Origin of the sequence: Streptomyces sp. NPDC086554, assembly GCF_040686095.1 — a bacterium.
Lineage (GTDB): Bacteria > Actinomycetota > Actinomycetes > Streptomycetales > Streptomycetaceae > Streptomyces.
The window spans coordinates 266857-284418 of sequence record NZ_JBFBJK010000004.1; the positions used below are offsets into that span (position 1 = coordinate 266857).

General features: G+C 72.5%; 13 protein-coding genes. 9 read left to right on the plus strand and 4 right to left on the minus strand.

What is annotated here, in order from left to right; all coding sequences use genetic code 11:
- Positions 1 to 54: 54 nt before the first annotated feature.
- Together AB0O76_RS08495 and AB0O76_RS08500 are read right to left on the minus strand one after the other, a co-directional pair.
- Positions 55 to 1173 (minus strand): helix-turn-helix transcriptional regulator, encoded by a 1119-nt coding sequence (locus tag AB0O76_RS08495; protein WP_365486761.1) that lies wholly within the window; start codon positions 1171 to 1173, stop codon positions 55 to 57.
- Between the two features lies 1 nt (position 1174).
- Positions 1175 to 2161, minus strand: a complete 987-nt coding sequence (locus AB0O76_RS08500; RefSeq protein ID WP_365486762.1) for a DUF4097 family beta strand repeat-containing protein — start codon at positions 2159 to 2161, stop codon at positions 1175 to 1177.
- A 228-nt stretch (positions 2162 to 2389) separates the two neighbouring features.
- Between AB0O76_RS08500 and AB0O76_RS08505 the strand changes: the two genes are divergently transcribed.
- Positions 2390 to 3229 (plus strand): hypothetical protein, encoded by an 840-nt coding sequence (locus AB0O76_RS08505; protein ID WP_365486763.1) that lies wholly within the window; start codon positions 2390 to 2392, stop codon positions 3227 to 3229.
- A gap of 660 nt (positions 3230 to 3889) precedes the next feature.
- Here AB0O76_RS08505 and AB0O76_RS08510 read toward each other — a convergent pair.
- Positions 3890 to 4492 (minus strand): TetR/AcrR family transcriptional regulator, encoded by a 603-nt coding sequence (locus AB0O76_RS08510; protein WP_365486765.1) that lies wholly within the window; start codon positions 4490 to 4492, stop codon positions 3890 to 3892.
- Between the two features lie 157 nt (positions 4493 to 4649).
- Here AB0O76_RS08510 and AB0O76_RS08515 point away from each other — a divergent pair, with 157 nt between their 5' ends.
- Positions 4650 to 5552, plus strand: a complete 903-nt coding sequence (locus AB0O76_RS08515; protein WP_365486766.1) for a TIGR03620 family F420-dependent LLM class oxidoreductase — start codon at positions 4650 to 4652, stop codon at positions 5550 to 5552.
- 45 nt (positions 5553 to 5597) lie between these two features.
- On the opposite strand, the gene AB0O76_RS08520 is transcribed toward AB0O76_RS08515, so the two are convergent.
- The gene (locus AB0O76_RS08520; RefSeq protein WP_003961784.1) at positions 5598 to 5780 is read right to left on the minus strand and encodes a DUF6104 family protein; all 183 of its coding nucleotides are present in this window, start codon (positions 5778 to 5780) and stop codon (positions 5598 to 5600) included.
- A 120-nt stretch (positions 5781 to 5900) separates the two neighbouring features.
- Here AB0O76_RS08520 and AB0O76_RS08525 point away from each other — a divergent pair, with 120 nt between their 5' ends.
- The 7 genes from AB0O76_RS08525 to fxsT all read left to right on the plus strand — a co-directional run bounded on the left by AB0O76_RS08525 (position 5901) and on the right by fxsT (position 17474).
- Positions 5901 to 6299 (plus strand): CU044_2847 family protein, encoded by a 399-nt coding sequence (locus AB0O76_RS08525; protein ID WP_365486768.1) that lies wholly within the window; start codon positions 5901 to 5903, stop codon positions 6297 to 6299.
- Complete coding sequence (locus AB0O76_RS08530) at positions 6296 to 8428, plus strand: trypsin-like peptidase domain-containing protein (protein ID WP_365486769.1); 2133 nt, start codon at positions 6296 to 6298, stop codon at positions 8426 to 8428. Before AB0O76_RS08525 ends, AB0O76_RS08530 begins: the two co-directional genes overlap by 4 nt.
- 131 nt (positions 8429 to 8559) lie before the next feature.
- Positions 8560 to 9573 (plus strand): MoxR family ATPase, encoded by a 1014-nt coding sequence (locus tag AB0O76_RS08535; protein ID WP_365486771.1) that lies wholly within the window; start codon positions 8560 to 8562, stop codon positions 9571 to 9573.
- A gap of 7 nt (positions 9574 to 9580) precedes the next feature.
- The gene (locus AB0O76_RS08540; RefSeq protein ID WP_365486773.1) at positions 9581 to 12697 is read left to right on the plus strand and encodes an SAV_2336 N-terminal domain-related protein; all 3117 of its coding nucleotides are present in this window, start codon (positions 9581 to 9583) and stop codon (positions 12695 to 12697) included.
- Positions 12698 to 12828: 131 nt separating this feature from the next.
- Positions 12829 to 13104, plus strand: coding sequence for a hypothetical protein (locus tag AB0O76_RS08545; RefSeq protein ID WP_365486775.1), 276 nt, complete (start codon positions 12829 to 12831; stop codon positions 13102 to 13104).
- Entirely contained in the window at positions 13101 to 14387 is a 1287-nt protein-coding gene (locus tag AB0O76_RS08550; protein ID WP_365486776.1) for an HEXXH motif-containing putative peptide modification protein, read from the plus strand. Before AB0O76_RS08545 ends, AB0O76_RS08550 begins: the two co-directional genes overlap by 4 nt.
- 54 nt (positions 14388 to 14441) lie before the next feature.
- Positions 14442 to 17474 (plus strand): FxSxx-COOH system tetratricopeptide repeat protein, encoded by a 3033-nt coding sequence (gene fxsT, locus AB0O76_RS08555; RefSeq protein WP_365486777.1) that lies wholly within the window; start codon positions 14442 to 14444, stop codon positions 17472 to 17474.
- The last annotated feature ends 88 nt before the right edge of the window (positions 17475 to 17562 follow it).

Below are 17562 nucleotides of genomic sequence, written 5' to 3' on the forward strand. Positions count from 1 at the left end.
CCTGAGTAGGTGACTGAGCGGGGGCCCGGAGAACTCCGGGCCCCCGCTCGGCCGTCAGCCCTTAGGGGTACGCAGCGCCGCGCCGATGTGGGCTGCCGCTGCTGACAAGTGGCGGCGGGCGTCGCGGAGTTGGTTCTCTGTTACGCCGTGGTCCCGGGCCGCGTCGCGGATGTCGTCCCGGAAGCGGTCCAGGAGGCGATCCAGGTCGCGGGCCGGGTTGCCGGTGCCGTCCTCCTGGGACCAGTCGGGGACGTACTCGGCGGGGACCGCGTCCTCGCGCTCCACGGTGAACTTGGGCTCCTCGGTGGTGGGACCGGCGCCCTCGCGGCTGCCGGACGTCTTTGCCGTGCCGGATCCCTTCCCGGAACCCTTGCCGAAGTCCTTCCCGAAGTCCTTTCCGAACTCGCCGAACTCCTTGGCCAGTTCCGACAAACCCTCGCGGACGCCCGTCGGCCAGTCGCCGCGCGTGAAGTGGTCCTGCACCTGGTCCTGGACGAGCCGTGCGATGCGCTGCATCTCCTCCTGCGCCTGGGCGCGGACCCGGTCCTGCGCGTCCTGGGCCTGGCGGCGGGCACGCTGGGCCTCCTCGCGGGCTCTGCGGGTCTCGTCCTTCGCGCGGCGCGCCTGCTCCTTCCACTCCTGCTTGGCGCGCTTGAACTCCTCCTTCGCCTGGCGCCAGCTCTCCTTGCTGTCGCCCCAGGAGCTGTCGAAGAAGTCGGAGGGGTCGGGGAAGGCCTTGCCGCCGGTGCCTGAGGTGCCGTTCTTGGTGCCCTTGCCGTCAGATGTGCGGGCCTCTTCTGCGGCCGCGCGCATCTCACGGCGGAGCTCGCCCGCCGCGCCCCGGACGCCGTCGCGGATCTCGGCGGCGAGCTCGGCGACCGACTCGCGGATCTCCAGCTCCAGATCGGCCAACTCGCCGCTGCGGTCGGCCAGTTCGGCACGGCCCGCGTCCGTGATGGAGTAGACCTTGCGGCCGCCCTCCGTGGTGTGCGTGACCAGGCCCTCGGCCTCCAGCTTCGCCAGGCGCGGGTAGACCGTGCCCGCCGAAGGTGCGTAAAGACCCTGGAAACGCTCTTCCAGGAGGCGGATCACCTCGTAGCCGTGGCGCGGGGCCTCGTCGAGGAGCTTCAGCAGATACAGGCGCAGTCGGCCGTGGGCGAACACGGGGGCCATCTCAGAGCACCTTCTTGTCGTTCGGGGCGGCGTCGCTCTGAGCGGTCTCATTCGGAGCGGTGTCGCTCGGGGCGGCGTCGTCGGCCCGGGGAGTGTCCGCCGGAGGGGTGTCCGTCGGAGGCGTGGCCGGTGTAGCCGGTGTGGCCTCGCCGCACGGATTTTCCCCTATCGGATCGTCCTCCGTCGGCGGCCTGCGCAGCAGCGCGATGGACCCTGAGATCGTCGTCGCCTTCAGCTTTCCGCTGCCCGAGCCGAGCCGGCCGGTGATCCTCTTCGCCCCCCACTGTCCGCTGACCCGCAGATCCTCGAACGCGTTGGAGACGGCGCCGCTCGCGGTGTTCGCCTCCACCTCCGCGTCCGCCGGATGGGGCAGCCGGATCGCGATCTCCCCCGATACGTTCGTCAGGCCGATGTCGGTCGGGGCGCCCGCCGGGTCGATGTCCACGATCATGGAGCCGCTCACCGATTCGGCCCGAACGGAGGAGCCCGCTCCCTCGAAGACGGTCAGGTCGCCGGAGACCGAGTTGAACCGCAGGTCGCCGGTGATGCCCTGCGCCTCCACGTTCCCGGAGACCGTGTCGGCGCGGACCGGGCCCGAGAGGCCGACCAGGGTCGTGTCGCCCGTGACGCCCTTGACCTCCGTACGCCCCTCTATGCCCGAGACGACGGCGCCCGCGCCGACTACGCCGACCTCGACGCGCGTGCCCGCGGGGACGGCCAGGGAGACCACCGCGCTGCGCCGCCAGCCCTTGCGGTCGAGCCACTTGAGGAAGCCCTTCCAGGGCAGGTCGTCGTACGCGACGGAGAGGGTGCCGTCCGACTGTGTGACGGTCAGCGGCGGCCCTTCGATCTCGGAGACCTCCAGGCGCGCGGAAACTTCGTCGGTGCCCACGACGTTCACCGTTCCGTTGACGACGCGGACATGGAGTGTCGTCACGGGGGCGTCGAAGGTGAGCTTCTGGGGCTCGGCGACGGACCACTCTGACATCGGGCTGACCTCCTCGGGCGGGCCGGGGGCGGGCAGGCCGGGCGGCCCACGAGCTCCGGACGGAACGCGCCATATCGCGTCTCTGCTACACACGATATATCGCGGATACGGAAAGTCAAGACCGGTCGCGATATCGGCCGCGATGCCGACCGCGATGCCGGCCGTCCGGGCTCGGCCGGTGGCCCACTCCTCTGCGCCGAATGCGCCGTTGTGTCCTAGCGTGGGGCCATGTCGTCCGATGCCTCTGAGCGCGCCGCGGTCGGTGCGCTGCTGCTCTGCCGGGCCGAACCCGACGTCGTCGAGCCCGCCGCCCGGCTGTTGCGCGAGCGGATGCTGCTGGCCCCGGCGGGGCGCGAGTGGAGCGTGCTCGTGCCCGAGGGCAAGCCCTGGGTGCACGGGGACGAGCCGGTGGACCGGGTGCTCACGGGATGGGCGACCGCGCTCGCCGTCGGGGCGTCCTGGCCGGTGCTCGCGCTGTGGTGGGACGCCGACCGTTCCGGCTACATCCTCGCGGCGGGCTTCCGGCGCACGGTCGGATACGTATGGCTGGCGAACGGGACGCCCGTCGGCGAGAGCGAGGCGATGCGAACGTTCGCCGCCCGCCTCGGACTCGACCCCGTCCTGGACATGCAGGCACTGGAGGCTCTGGGAAGGCCGGACTCGGAGGCGGACGCACGAGCGAGACTCCGAGGTCTGCTCGCCGTGCTGACCAGGGCGGGTGTGGCCCTGCCGGCCGGACTGGGCCCCGGGGAGCCGGCCGACCGGCTACGGGCGGTGGCGCACGTGCTGCCGGGTGTCCGCGAGGTCGAGTGGTCGGGGTGGCGGGACGCGGTACGCGCGGAGTTGGACGTCGTGGAGCGCGGCCCCTTCGGCCCGTGGCTGCGGGGCCCCCGCGCTCGCGCCCTGGCCGCCGTCCAGGTGGCATCCGGAGTGCCACTCGCCGTGTGGGGCGTGCGGCGGCGCAGCGGGGGGTGGGTCGTGGCCGGTGTGCTGCTGGTCGTGCATGGGGCTCTGGGTTTCGCGTACGACCGGGTGCGGGCGGCTGACGCCGGGTCTTGGCGGGGGTGAGGGGGCTGGCCGCCGGGACTGTCCGGCACTGGGCGGGACGCGTGGCTCGCGTGCAGGGGCAAGGTCCGGGGGCGGGATCGCGCCCCCTGGGTTTGGGCCGGGAGGTGGGCAGCGTCGGGGACCTGGGTGCCTGGGTGGCAGGCGGGAATGGCATGCAGGGCCGGGTCGGGGGCCGTAATTGAGTCCGGGATTTGGGTGAGAGGCGTGGATCGCATGCCGGGGTTGGCGTCGGGGCGCGGGAGTCGCTTCAGGGTCGGGGTCGGAAGGCGGTAGTGCGTGTGGGCTGGGTGCTGGACGTGGAGCGTGTGCCGGGGTCGGCGTCGCGCGGCGGGAGCCGCTTCAGGGCAGGGTCGGGAGGGGTGGGGCGCGTTCGGTGTCGGTGTCGCGCGGCGGGAGTTGCTCCAGGGCTGGGGGTAGGGGGGGCGGAAGAGCATCTGGAGTGGGTGAGAGGCGTGGACCGCGTGCCGGGGTCGGCGTCGCGCGGCGGGAGTTGCTCCAGGGGCAGGGTCGGGAGGCGCGAAGCGTGTCCAGGTTGGGCGTCGGGAGGCGGAAGCGGATCTGGGATCTGGGTGAGGGGCGTGGATCGCGTGCCTGGGGCGGCGTCGGACGGCGGGAGTCGCCCCAAAGCCGGGCGTCAGGCGGCGTGGATCGCATCCAAGGTCAGGGTCGGGCGGCGTGGATCGCATCCAAAGTCAGGGTTAGGAGGCGTTCCGGCTGGGTCGGGTCTGTTTCTGAGTGGGGGGTTGAAACGGCGATGCCCACCACCAGTTGGACCATGTCGGCGGGCAGCAGGTCCTTGCGGGCCGTGCCCTCCCTCTGGGCCCGGGTCAGCAGGCTCGATGCCGTGTCGCGGATGCGTTGGTGGCAGTCGAAGCCCAGGGCGTCCGGGGTCTCCAGCTCCTCGATCAGCAACGCGCCGCCCAGGCCCTGGTTCACGCGCGCGTGCGCCAGGAATGCGCGGAGCCAGTCGTCCAGGGCCTCGTCTGCGGAGTCTGCCGCCAGGAGTTCGTCGGTGCGGCCGCACAGTGCCTCCACTCGGTCCTTGAGCACCGCCGTCAGGAGCGCGGCACGGCTGGGGAAGTGCCGGTAGAGCGTGCCGGGGCCCACGCCCGCGCGGCGGGCGATCTCGTTGAGCGACGTTTCGGGGCCCGCCTCCGCGTACGCCTCCCGCGCCGCCTCCAAGATCCGTTCGCGGTTCCTGCGCGCGTCCGCGCGGGGCTGCCTCGCGGACCCGTGTGCCTTGGTGTCGTCGTCGTCAGGCATGGACCCATCCTCTCCTCCTGCGCGGAGCCTCCGGGGTGGAGCCTTCCAGGTCGCGGCGGTCAGGGCTAGCTATGCGGAGAGCTTCTCCGTATCGTAGCGCCAGGATCAAATCCGGAGAGGTTCTCCGGATGGTGGGTGATGGGCAGGGGAGTGCGGGATGAGCGGTTCGCCGGGGCGTGTGGGGATCTGGACCTTCGACTTCGAGGGGCAGCCCGCCGGGCGGGTGCGTGAAGCAGCCGCGGAGATCGAGGAGTTGGGGTACGGGGCGCTCTGGTACGGGGAGGCGTTCGGGCGGGACACGGTGGGGCAGGCGTGGCTGCTGCTCGGGGCGACGCGGCGCATCGTCGTCGCGTCCGGCATCGCCAACATCGCCTTCCGGGAGCCGCTCGCCATGGCGACCGCGGAGCGCACCCTGGGGGAGGCGTTCCCGGGGCGCTATCTCCTGGGGCTTGGGGGCCACCGCGTCGACGACACCGTGCCTGAAGTGGACGGCTTCCCCATCCCCACGCGCGGGAAGGCGCTGACGACCATGCGCCGTTACCTGGATGCCATGGATGCTGCCCCCGCGTACGGCCCTGTCCCCGACCCAGCCCCGCGCCGGGTCCTCGCCGCCCTCGGCCCCAAGATGCTGGGTCTCGCCGCGGAGCGCACCTGGGGCGCCCACCCCTATTTCGTGACCGTCGAGCACACCGCGCTCGCCCGCAAGATCATGGGGCCGGACGCGTTCCTGGGTGTTGAGCAGGCCGTCGTGCTCGACACGGACATCGAGCGGGCGCGCGACGTGGCCGCCCAGCATGTCGCGGGCTACATCGCCAACGCTCCCCACCAGGCCGCGAACGTACGGCGGATGGGCTTCGGCGACGAGGACACGGTGGGCGGGCCGAGCCGCCGTCTGGTCGACGCGATCGTCGCCTACGGAGACGTCGACGCCCTCCACGCGCGCGTGCAGGAACATTTCGCGGCGGGCGCGGACCACGTCTGCGTACAGGTGCTCACGGGGCAATCGGGTGCGCTGCCGCTGCCTCAGTGGCGCGAGCTCGCCCCCGCGCTCACCGGATGACGATTACTGGATGCGTACTGGCTGACGCGTACCAGCTGACGCGTACTACTCGTCCTCGTCCTCGTCGTCGAGCCGCGCCAGCCACGTCGCGAGGCGCTCGACCGGCACCTCGAAGTCCGGGTTGAGGTCCACGAAGGTGCGGAGCTGCTCGGCGAGCCACTCGAAGGTGACCTCCTCCTCGCCGCGCCGCTTCTCCAGTTCCTCGATGCCACGGTCGGTGAAGTACAAGGGGGGCTCCGCTGGACTCGAAAACGCTCTGTCTCAGCCAGGATAGGCGTCATTCCCTCGCCCTTGCTCCCTGCATGGAGTTAGCCTGCTCCTCCTTGTCATGGGGGAACGGGGGTCTTTGTGACTAATGGGATCGCGCAGATTCGGCTCGACGACGGCACCGCCGTCTGGGCGCGCATCACCGAGGCACAGGAAATCGACGGCGGCAGCGGCTTCCGGGACACCGGGGTCGGCGACCGCGTCATCGACATGGCGAGCGGACTGAGCGACGTCGTCAGCGGGGTGGTGTGCTCCCTGCGCGCCGGGCTCGCGCCCACCGCCCCCGTCGAGGTCGCCGTGAACTTCGGCATCGAGCTGTCCGCCCAGTCCGGCAAGGTCATCAGCGTCCTCGCCGACGGCGGCGGCAAGGCGTCCGTCTCCGTGTCACTGACCTGGACGGAACCCGCGACAGAACCCGCGACAGAACCCGCGACAGAACCCGCGACGGAACCCGCGGCCACCGCGACTGGCGCGGAATGAGCGCCTTCCAGGGGACAGTGCGCCCCTCACTCGCGCGCATCGTGGAGCCCGGCGAGGGGTATGAGCAGCACGGTGACCACTACTGGGGCTCGGGCTTCTTCATCGCCCCGGAGTGGCTGCTGACCTGCGCACATGTCGTGGGAAAGGGGGGAGCCGCAGTGTGGCGGAGCGAGCAGGCCGTCGGCGTCGTCTGGCAGGGCGGCACCGCCACGGGCAAGGTCGTCCTTGCCAAGCCCCGCCCTGCGGTCCCCGAAGAGAACCGGTCGCGCTGGGAAGTTCCCGACATCGCCCTGGTCCATGTCCCGGACGCGCACGACGCCCCCTGCGTCTGGCTGAGCGAACGGCCGCCGTCCATCCCCGCCGAGATCAGCCTGCACGGCTGGTCACGGGAGACCGGTGACCTCGGAGTGCGCGACGGACTCGGACAGGCCCAGGCGCACGACACCAGGACGCTGCTGCTGACCGGCGTCCTGCCCGTCGAGGGAGTCTCCGGCGGGCCCGTCGTCGACCGGGAGTCAGGAGCCGTCATCGCCGTGGTCAAGGCCGTCGGCCGCACAGAGGGTCTCGCCGTCCCGGTCACCGCGCTGCACGAGCTGTACGACCTGCCGGGCGGCGACGTCCTGCCCACGGTGCTGCGCGAACACGACCGCCACCACCTGCGGCGCTACCGCGATGGCGGCTCCGACGACTGGACGCGCACCCAGCTCAAACTGCGCGCCCGTGGCGCGCCCGGTCTCACCCCGGACCTGCGGGTGCACCTCTACGGCCTGCTCGCCGAGCTCCCGCCGCCCAGCGGTCCCGGCGAGGTCATGAAGCTCGTAGAAAAGGTCAAGTCCCGTGTCCTGGCGGAAGATTTCCGCTCGCCCATCGAGCAGGACCCGCGCACCTGGCGCGAAGGGGCCGGGCTCCTGCACGACCTGCCCGACATCCGGGGAAAGGCGAAGCCGCACGAACTCGACCTCGACGCCGTGCTGTTGTACGCCGCGAAGGTCGCCCGGCACACCGCGCTCACCCGCCGCGAGATGGCCGCGCCGCAAGCGCTGCGCGACCTCGCCGACTGGGTGACCTTCCGGTCCGAGATGGCCCGCGGCCCGATCGCCGAGGAGATCGGCCGCGCCCTAGCCCCGATCCTGAACGGCAACGGCAACGGCAACGGCAACGGCAACGGCAACGGCAACGGCAACGGCAACGGCAACCGCACCGGCACCGGCACCGACGTCGAGCCCCCGCCGAGCGTGACCGTGCGGGAGAACCGCAGCCGGGCCAGGGCCGACGTCCTCGTGGAGGTCGGCGAACCCGACTACGGCGGCCGCTACCCGTGGCGGGTCAAGCTGCTGTTCGACGGCCGCGACGTGAGCCCCTTCGCCGGCGACGACCGCGGCGTGCCGCGCTCCCAGCTGCGCAGGACCCTGCGCGAGCCCCTCGCCGGCGCGCTGCGCCAGGGCGACAGCGGGGAGAACCTCGCCGCCGTCGAGGCCCTGCTGCCACGGCAGTTGTTCGACGAGCCGATCGACGCCTGGCGCCTGATACCCGATGATGCCGACGAGGACGACTACGACGAGTGGGACCCGCCCTACATGCCGCTCGGCCGACGCCGGGTCGTCGTCATCCGCGACCGCAAGCGCAACGCGAGAGAAGCCATACCCGAGTGGCGGCGGCTGTGGAACGCCGCCGACGGGCAGCTGGCCGCCGTGCCGCTGCGCGACGAGGCCGCGGTGTCGGGGCACGGCCCGTCCGTACGTCGCGAGAGCAGGCCCGCGGCGTTCGGCAGGCTGATGGGGGCCGAGCGCGGATCGGTGCCGGTCTACTGCGGGCACGTCGAACACGGCGACGGCTTCGCCGCGATGTCCACCGCCCTCGCCGCCGGACACCCGCTCGCCCTGTGGCGGCGCAACGGCCAGAATCACGACGACTGCCAGGAGTTCCACCACCGGGCCGGGCGGTTTCTGGCCAAGGCCGGCAGTGCCTCCGGACTCCGCGACCGCATCAGGGAACTGCGCGTCCACGCCAGCACCCCGGAACTGGCCGCCGACTCCGGATGGGCCGACGGAATCGCCGTTCTGTTCGACCCGCCGGACCGTCCGCCGTATGGTGCAGAAGCCATCTCGCCGCCACCCATGGAGACTTGATGGACCGTCAAATTTCGGAAGGAGGCCGGAAGGGGACCGGAATCAGGGTCGAAAGACGAGGCAGGTCGGCGGTAGTGTCATCGTCGCCTGTACCCGCTGCGCGGCCTCACCAGAGCCGGGAGGAGCCCAAGGTGAATGACTGGCGGATCTACCGCGGTGTCGGTGAGCCGCACGACGGTGTGCAGCGGTTACCCGCCCCGCCCCCCTGGCGCGACTTCGCCGCATCGGGGCGTGACGCGGATCCGGGCACCGACCCGAGCACCGCCCGCAGGCTCGGCTTCCAGCGCACCCTCGTCGAGAACTACGCACCCAGGCCCGCCGAGACCGACGCCGTCAACGCCGCGCTGTACCTGCGCCGCCCGCTCCTCGCGACCGGCAACCCGGGCACCGGAAAGTCGACCCTCGCCTACGCCGTCGCCCACGAGCTGGGCCTGGGCCGGGTCCTTCGCTGGCCCATCGTGAGCCGCTCCACCCTCCGGGACGGGCTCTACCGCTACGACGCCATCGGCCGCCTCCAGGACGTCCAACTGGAGCGCGCCCAGGGCGAACCGGGGGGTCACGCGGCGGCGCCCGGCATCGGCTCGTACATTCGGCTCGGACCGCTCGGCACCGCGCTGCTCCCCTCCGACCTGCCGCGCGTGCTGCTCATCGACGAGCTCGACAAGAGCGATCTCGACCTCCCCAACGACCTCCTGAACGCCCTGGAAGAAGGCGAGTTCGCGATACCGGAGCTCGAACGCATCGCGGACCGCGAACCCGCCGTCCAGGTGCTCAGCGACGACGGCCGCAAGGTGACCGTCACCGGAGGCCGGATCGCCTGCACCACGTTCCCGTTCATCGTGCTCACCTCCAACGGCGAGCGGGACTTCCCGGCCCCGCTGCTCAGGCGCTGCGTCCAGCTCGAACTGGAGCCGCCGGGCGAGGAACAGCTCAAGTCGATGGTCGAGGCCCATCTCGGCGGCGCGGGCGCCGCCGAGGGCCGGGATCTGATCGACCGGTTCCTGGAACGCGAGCCCGGCGAGGTCATCGCCGCCGACCAGCTCCTCAACGCCCTCTATCTCACCCAGCACGCCCCGAACACCGAGCGCCTCACCCGGGAGCGGATCGCCACCTTGCTCATGCGGCCACTCGACCGTTCGAGGTGATGGCCGGATGCACCGGATGCATCTGGGAGAGCTCATCGGCAGGCTCCGGGACGGCGGCCTCGACCCCACCGCCGAGGAGGTCGCCGACGCCGTCTGGCTCGCCCAGTGGCTCCCGCACGCCGCCGGTCCCGGCGAGCCGGACGCCCCGCCTGCCACCGCCCCGCCGAGGTCCGGCGACAACCGGGAACCAGCGGGGGAGCGGGCCGACGGGACCGCCGCCGAAGCGCCCGAACCGCCGCTCCGGGCGGCGGGATCCGCGGACGTGCCCCTGCACCTGCCGGGCGGCACGGCGGACTCCCGTGACGCGGGACCCGGCCTTCCCGTGCGCGCCCCGGCGGCGGCCGCACTGCCCGGACTGCTCGGCCTGCAACAGGCCCTGCGCCCCCTGCGCCGCTACGCCCCGTACCCCGTCCGCCCCGTCGGCGGCAGTCTCGACGAGGACGCCACCGCCGAACGCTTCGCCATGACCGGCCTCCTCGTCCCTGTCCTGCGCGCGGCCCGCCACCGGAGCGTCGACGTCCAGCTGCTCATGGACACCGGGCCCGCGATGGCCGTGTGGGAGCAGCTGGTCGAGGAACTGCGCCAGGCCTGCGAGCAGTCAGGTGTCTTCCGCGACGTCCAGGTCCACCAGCTGTACGACAACGGCGACGGCGTCCCGCTCGTCGGCACCACCACAGGACCGCACAGCCGCACCCGGCTGCGCTCGGCCGACCAGCTGCACGATCCGGCGGGCCGCCGACTCACCCTGGTCGTCAGCGACTGCGTGGGCCCGTTGTGGCAGAGCGGCGCGGCGCAGCGACTGCTGCGCTCCTGGCCGGGCGGTTCGCCGATCGCCGTGATCCAGCCGCTGCCCTCCAGGCTGTGGGCGCGTACGGCGCTGCCCGCGGAGCCGGGACTCCTCACGCGTACGCCGGAACCGGGCGGCCGAACCGTCTTCGACCCCGACGACGAGCCGTGGGAGCCGCTGCCCCGCGGAGCCAAGGCGATCCCCGTACTGCAGCCGACCCCCGATGCGTTCGCGGCCTGGGCACGGCTCCTTGCCGGTCAGGGCGGACCGGTGCGCGGCTGGGCGGCCTGGGTGACCCCGGCGTCCGACGGCTCCGGAGCCCCGCTCGCCCCCGTACCGCCGGCGGGGCGCAGCGACGACGAACTGCTGCGGGCCTTCCGGGCCACCGCGTCGCCCGGCGCGATGCGGCTCGCCGTCTGCCTCGCGGCGGCCCCGCTCTCGCTGCCCGTCATGCAGCTCGTCCAGCGCACGATGCTGCCCGACACCGGGCCCATGGAGCTGGCCGAGGTCCTGCTCGGGGGGCTGCTCAGGCAGCTGCCGGGAACGGAGGCGCGGCCCTGCTTCGTCTACCCCGCACGCGTCCAGGAGCTGCTCCTCAGCTCCCTCGACCGGGCCGCGGCCGGTCTCGTGCTCAAGCACTGCTCGGCCTATGTGGAACGCCACTTCGACCGTGGCACCCGTAACTTCGCCGCCCTCGCGGCGGCCCGTCTCGCCGGGCACGACGAGCAGGACGGCGAGACGGACACCGCGTCCGGCGCCGACGAGGACACCACGGACACGACGACTTCCGGAGTCGAGTCCGAGCTGTTCGCCACGGTCCCCGCGCGCGTCCTGCGCTTCTATCAACCGGACCTCGTGGCCGCCGAGCCCCTCCTGGAGGCCGAGCGGCTCCTCGCCCGGTGGCACGACCAGGCGGACCCTTCCGTGCTGCTCCGCGCGCGGGCACAGGCCGAGGCGGCGCTGCGGGGCAGCGGAGACGGCGCCGCCGAGGACGCCGAAAGCTCCGTACGGGCCCGCCTCGTCCTCGGCCGGGTGCTGCGCGCCGAGTCCACGACGGCGCGCGTGCGCGGGACCGAGCGCCGCCTCACCCTGCTGCACGAGGCCGCCGCCGTACTCGACGAAGCCCTCCGCACGGCCGCCGACGGCAGCCAGGACCACGCCGACGTGGCGCTCGAACTCGCCGCCGTTCAGCACGAGTTGTGGCGCGCCACGCAGGACGCGCACTTCCTTCGGCGGGCGATCGCCGCGCTGCCGGGGAATCCCGCGCAGTGGCCCGCCGACCGCCGCCGCGCCCTGCTGCTGCGCCGCGGACGCCTCCTGCTCGCCGACGGGAATCCGGCCGCCGCGGCCCGCGAACTCCGCGTCGCCTGCGACATGCTGGACGCCGACGGCGCCCCTGACGGCGTACGCTGCCCGGCCCTGCTCGACCTGGCCGAAGCCCTCGCCGTCGTCGACACCCCCGAAGAGACCGCCGCCGTGTTCGCCAGGGCGGAGCAGGCCGCGGGCACCGACCCGGCGCTGCGCCTGCGCTGCCTCTCCGCACGGGCGGCCTTCCACGAGGCGAACGGCGACCACCTGAACGCCGACCGCGCCTACGAAGCCGCCGCCCGCCTCGCGCCGCCCGACAGTGAGCGCCGCAGCGGACTGCTCACCGTCTGGGGCGAGTCGCTGCTGCGCCGTGCCGCCGCGGAGACCGGCGCGGCGATCGTCGACCGCGCCGAGAACGTGCTGCGCGAGGCGCTCACGGCGCTGCCCGCGCGCGCCCCCGACCGCGGCAGGCTGCTCGGCCTGGTGGGCAGCGCGCTCGCCCAGCGCTTCCGTCATCTCGGCTTCCTGCCCGACCTGTTCGAGAGCCGCCACCTCCTCGGCCAGGCGATCCGGGGTGCGCGCGACGCACGGGTCCGCGCCGAGGGGCGGCTCCAACTGGGTCGCGTCATCGTCGAGTTGAGGCGCCGCACCGGAACTCCTGTGCTCGCTGAGGCGTTGCAGGCGTACGAGCACGCCGAACAGGAGGCCCGGATCGCGTACGGCCGCGCGCCGGGCTCGGTGACGGCCGCGCGTGCGCTGCACGGGCAGGGCGGCGTTCTTGAACTGATGGGCCGCTCGGCGGCCGCGCGCACCGCCTACCGGTCGGCCGCGGACGAGTGGCGGCAGCTGACCGGCGAACTGCGTGAAGTGGACTGGCGGGAAGTCGAGTTGACCCGCGCCAGAGCGGCGGCCGTCGATGCCGACGAGTTCGCCCTCCCCGGTGTCGACCGGCTGTCCGACGAGGACTGGGACCGGGCGTCCCCGCCGTGGTGCACCTGGGGAGGGGCGCGGGCAGTACTCACCGCGTAATACGTGGGCGTGTGGATACGCCGACGTGTGGCCGGAGTTAAGTCGAACAGGTTTCTGTTTCACCGGCCTCGGGAAGAACCGTGCAGCCGTGACGGCCGTACGGGACGGGTGTCGTGAGAGAGGAGCTGATGGTGTCGGAGCAGGTGAAATGGGTGACAGGCCCCGAAGGGGGCCCCGGGCGAGCTCCGCTCCTGCTCGACCTGGCCCACGTGGACCTGCGGACATTGCGTGCCATGGACGATCCACGGCTCGCCGATGCGGTCGAGCGGGTCCTCGGTCAGTCACGGGAGCTCGGCGAGTCCTGGTACGGCCCCACCGACCCCGACCCTGTCCACAGAATCCCCGCCGACCACCAGTTTCCGGCCGGAAGCGGTCGATTGTCGCCCGGTGAGGAAAGGGCGGGGTGACGCTGGCGCCGGTATCCTCCGCGGTCTTCGCAGAGCTGGCCAGGACCAGACCCCTCCCGACGGGTGCGACGGCACTGCGTGCCGGGCTGCACACCCGCCGCATGGTGCTCCTCAAGGCCCTCCTCGCCCGGGTCGACCGGATGGTTCCTGGCGACCGGATGGATCCTGCCGTACGCCGACGGTTCGACCGTGACTGGAAGGTGCTTGAGCAGGCCGAGCGGGCCCGTCCCGCCGTCGTCCGGGACGTCCTGGACTACCCCATGACCGGCGCCTGGCTCGCCGCGAACCTCGCCGCGCCCGACGGGCCCGCGTTCGAACGGCATCTCGCGCACTTCGGCGCCGTCGCCGCCACCGCCGCCGTGCGCGCGGGCTGTCAGGTCACCATGGCCGTCGAGGTTCCCTCGGGGCTGCTCGCGCTGCCGGGGCTCGGGGTGCTTCGCTGCCCGGCGGGCCGGGCCCGGCTGCGGATCCGGGCCGGGCTGCTGCGGGCGGAGGGCGGCGGAATCCCCGGTGGCACCCTCCTGCATGTTCCGCCGGGGGGCCGGCGGCCGCGCGGCGGTGGTCGTGGCTGGTCCGGGCTGCGTGACCTGCCCGACGACGCCGTCGTCCTCGACGACTTGGACCCCTACCGCGTACCGGCCTCCGGCATCGGTCCCGCCGCGCTCCCCGCCGCCGAGCGACGCCACGCGCCGTACCGGTCCTGGGCGGAGCGCTGGCGCGGCGCCCGGCGAATCCTGCTGGCCACCGACCCCGGCCGGGTCGGCGAGATCAGCGCCGTCCTGCGAGCCGTGGTCCCGCTCGGACCCGGTGTCCGCCACAGCGCGCGGCAACCGATGAGCGCCACCATGCGGGCCGCCCCCGGGGCGGTCCTGACCGAACTGCCCGTCAGCGCACAGGAGATGGCGGAAGTACTCGTCCACGAGGCGCACCACACCAAACTGGCCGCCCTGCAAGAGCTCGTACCGCTGTGCGAGCCGGGTGGGGGTGCCGTGCACCGGGTGGGCTGGCGTCCGGACCCCCGCCCCATAGCGGGCGTCCTCCAGGGGGCCTATGCCCATCTGGCGCTCACCGATCTGTGGCGGCGGGCGGGCGCCGGCACGGAAACGCCCCGGTCGTGGCGGCGCCGGTCCACAGAGCAGTTCGAGGCATACCGCGATCAGGTCGAAAGCGCCTTGTCGATCCTGCTCGAATCCGATGAACTGACCTTTGAGGGGCGGGAGTTCGCGCGAGAAATGGGCAAACACCACGCGAGCCTTGGCCGGTACTCACGGCTTCTCGGATGACACTGTGTCCACGATTAGTGGCATTGGGTACGTGCAGGTGCAGAGGGAGTGCAGATGGCGGATGAACGGCGGTCGGGCGGGTCCGGACGACGGACCTCGGACCGGGGCGGCGCGGAAGGGCCGGAGCGCTTCTTGGTGGTCTTCCCCGGCTACCACCGGCCGTGGGCCGCTTGGATCGCCCACCGGCTGGAGAGCCACGGCCACCAGGCCGTCCTCCAGCGGTGGGACCCGCAGCGCGAGGCGCCCCTGGAGGACGCGCTCGGAGACCTGTTGCTCGCCCGTGGGCGGGTGCTCCTCGTCCTCAACGACTGGTTCTTCGAGCTGGGCCCGCGACCGGCCAGCGAATGGAATGACGTACTGCGCGGCTTCGTGGCGGCCAACGCCGACCGGTTCGCCGCCGTCAACCTGACGAACCGCCCCCTGCTTCCGGCCACCGCCGTCCTCGAACCGGCCGCGCTGTGGGGCCTCGGCGAAGAGGAGGCCGAACAGCGTCTGCTCAGTCGGCTCGGCCTGGAGGTCGGGCCCGTCTCCCGCCGGGCCATCCCGGGCCGCGGTGTCCGCTTCCCCGAGGCCCAGCCCGAGATCTGGGGCGAAGTCCCGCGCCGGAACCCCCGGTTCACCGGTCGCGACGACCTCCTCCTCGAACTCCACCAGCGGCTCACCGACGCCGAGCGGGGCAACGCGGCCTGCACGCTCGTCGGCATGTCCGGCATCGGCAAGACCCAGATCGCCGCCGAGTACGCCAACCGCTTCCGCCCCGACTACGACGCCGTCTGGTGGGTCAACTCCGACGACCGCAACATTCAGCGCGACCGGTTCGGTGAACTGGCCGTCGCGCTCGGCCTGAACAGCGGAAACGAGCCCGGCGAACGCATCCGCGCGGTGCGCGACGCGCTGCGGCGCGGCCGGCCGCACTCCCGCTGGCTCGTCATCTTCGACGGCTGGGACGACATCGACGGCGCGAACGTCCTGCTGCCGAACGGCCCCGGCCACGTCCTGATCACTTCGCGCAACCGCGGCTGGGGCGAGGACACCGACCTGCTCGACGTGCCCAGCTTCGACCGGTCCGAGTCCACCGGCTATCTGATGCGCCGCGCCCCGCACGTGACCGCGGAACAGGCCGACGAGGTGGCCGCCGAGTTCGGCGACGTCCCTCTGCCGCTCGTCCAGGCCGCCTCCTGGCTGGGCGAATCGGGCATGGAGGCGCCCGAGTACCTGCGCATGGTGCGGGAGCGGCGGCTTTCCACCGCCGATGAACTCTCCACCGGCGACGGCCTGCCCCACTCGTCGCTGACCTCCTGGTCGATACTGATCAACCGGCTCCGCCGCTCCCAGCCGCAGGCCATCGACGTACTCAACCTGTGTACGTCCTTCGCCCCCGGCCGCATCCCGCTCGGCCTGATCCGCGCCTACCCGCAGGCCGATCTGCCCGAGGAACTGCGCTGGATGGCCACCGATCTGCCCGCCTGGACCAGGGCCCTGGACACCCTCGTCAACTACTCGGTCCTCAGCCGTGAGAACCGGGGCCCGGCCAATGCCGACATGGGCCCGCACCAGGAGTCGGTGCACATGCACCGGCTCGTCCACGACATCGTCACCAGGCTCACCGACGACGAGGGCCGGGAGACCTACCGCAGGGCCGTCCGCAGGTTGCTCGCCGAAGCGGATCCCGGCAACCCCATGGACAGCAGGAACTGGCCGCGGTACGCGGAGCTGCTGCCGCATCTGGAACCCTCGGGCACCCTCGAAAGCACCAGCGACCGGGTCCAGTTGGCCGTACTCAACTGCCTGCGCTACTGCCTGAACAGCGGCGAGTTCAAGGCCGGGCTCGAACTGGCCGAACAGATCCGCCACCGGTGGTCCGGGTTCATGGACCCGCTGGCCCAGCCGATGCTGGACCTGACCAGGCAGGAGGGCAACATCCTGCGGGCCAGCGGCCGCTTCCGGGAGGCGTACGAGCTCGACAAGGGCCAGCTGGAACGGCTGCGCGCCGCGACCCCGCGCAATGATCTTGGCGAACTGCTCACCAACAGCGCCATGGCCGCCAGTCTGCGCCACCTCGGGCAGTACGAGGAGTCCATCGGGCTTCAGGCGAACGTCCTTGAGGAGGCCGGGCGGCTCCTCGGCCCGGACGAGCTGGTCTCCCTCAACGCCCGGCACAACCTGGGCGTCGGCCTGCGGCTGCTCGGCCGCTATCAGGAGGCGTACGACCTCGACGTCGAGACCCTCGCCCGGCGCGAGAGCGTCCTGCGCGCCCGGCACGTCAACACCCTCAACTCCGGCAACGCCTGCGCCCACGACCTGCGGCTGCTCGGCCGCTACCGCGACGCGGTGGCCCGCCAGGAGTCCGTGCTGCGCCTCCATGTGCAGGTGCTCGGGCCGCAGCACCCGCAGACCCTGACCGCGCACGCCCAACTGGCGCTCTGCCGACGCCGCGAGGGCGGCTTCCAGCAGGACGTCGGGGCCACGATGGCCAGCCTCCTCGACCAGCTGGTGCAGGTGCACGGCCGTGGCCACTACCGCACGCTGTCGTTCATCACGGACTACGGCAACTACCTGCGCGAGCACGGGGATCTGAGCCAGGCCAGAGACCTGATCGCCGAGGCGGAGGCCGGCTACCGCGCCCTGCTCGGACCCGCGCACCCCGTCGCCACCGGCATGGTCGCCAACACCGGAATGATCATGCAGGCGGCGGGTGAGCGTGCCGAGGCCCTGTCGATGTTCGAGTCAGCGCTCGGCGGCCTCACGGCCACGCTCGGCGCCGACCACCCCTGGGTGCTCGGCTGCGCGCTCAACGCCACCGGTGCGCGCAACTTCAACGGACGCATCGTGGAAGCCTCCGAGCTCAGCCGCGAAACCCTGCGGCGGGCCCGCAACACCCTCGGCGACGAGCATCCGCTGACCCTGTCCTGCCAGGTGGCGCTCGCCGCCGACCTGCGGGCCCTGCGGGAGCAGGAGGAGGCCGAGAAGCTGGAGGAAGACGGCCTGCTTGCGTTGACCCGGACGCTCGGCGCGCAGCATCCGCACACCATCTCGGCGCGCCAGCGCAACCGCCCGTACTGGGACTTCGAGGCGTACTTGGGATAGCGCCGCCGGGTAGCGCCCCAAAGGGGCGCGGGGAACTGCGCGCTCAGCCACAAAGCACCCGCAGACGAAAAGGGACGGGCCCCGCGGA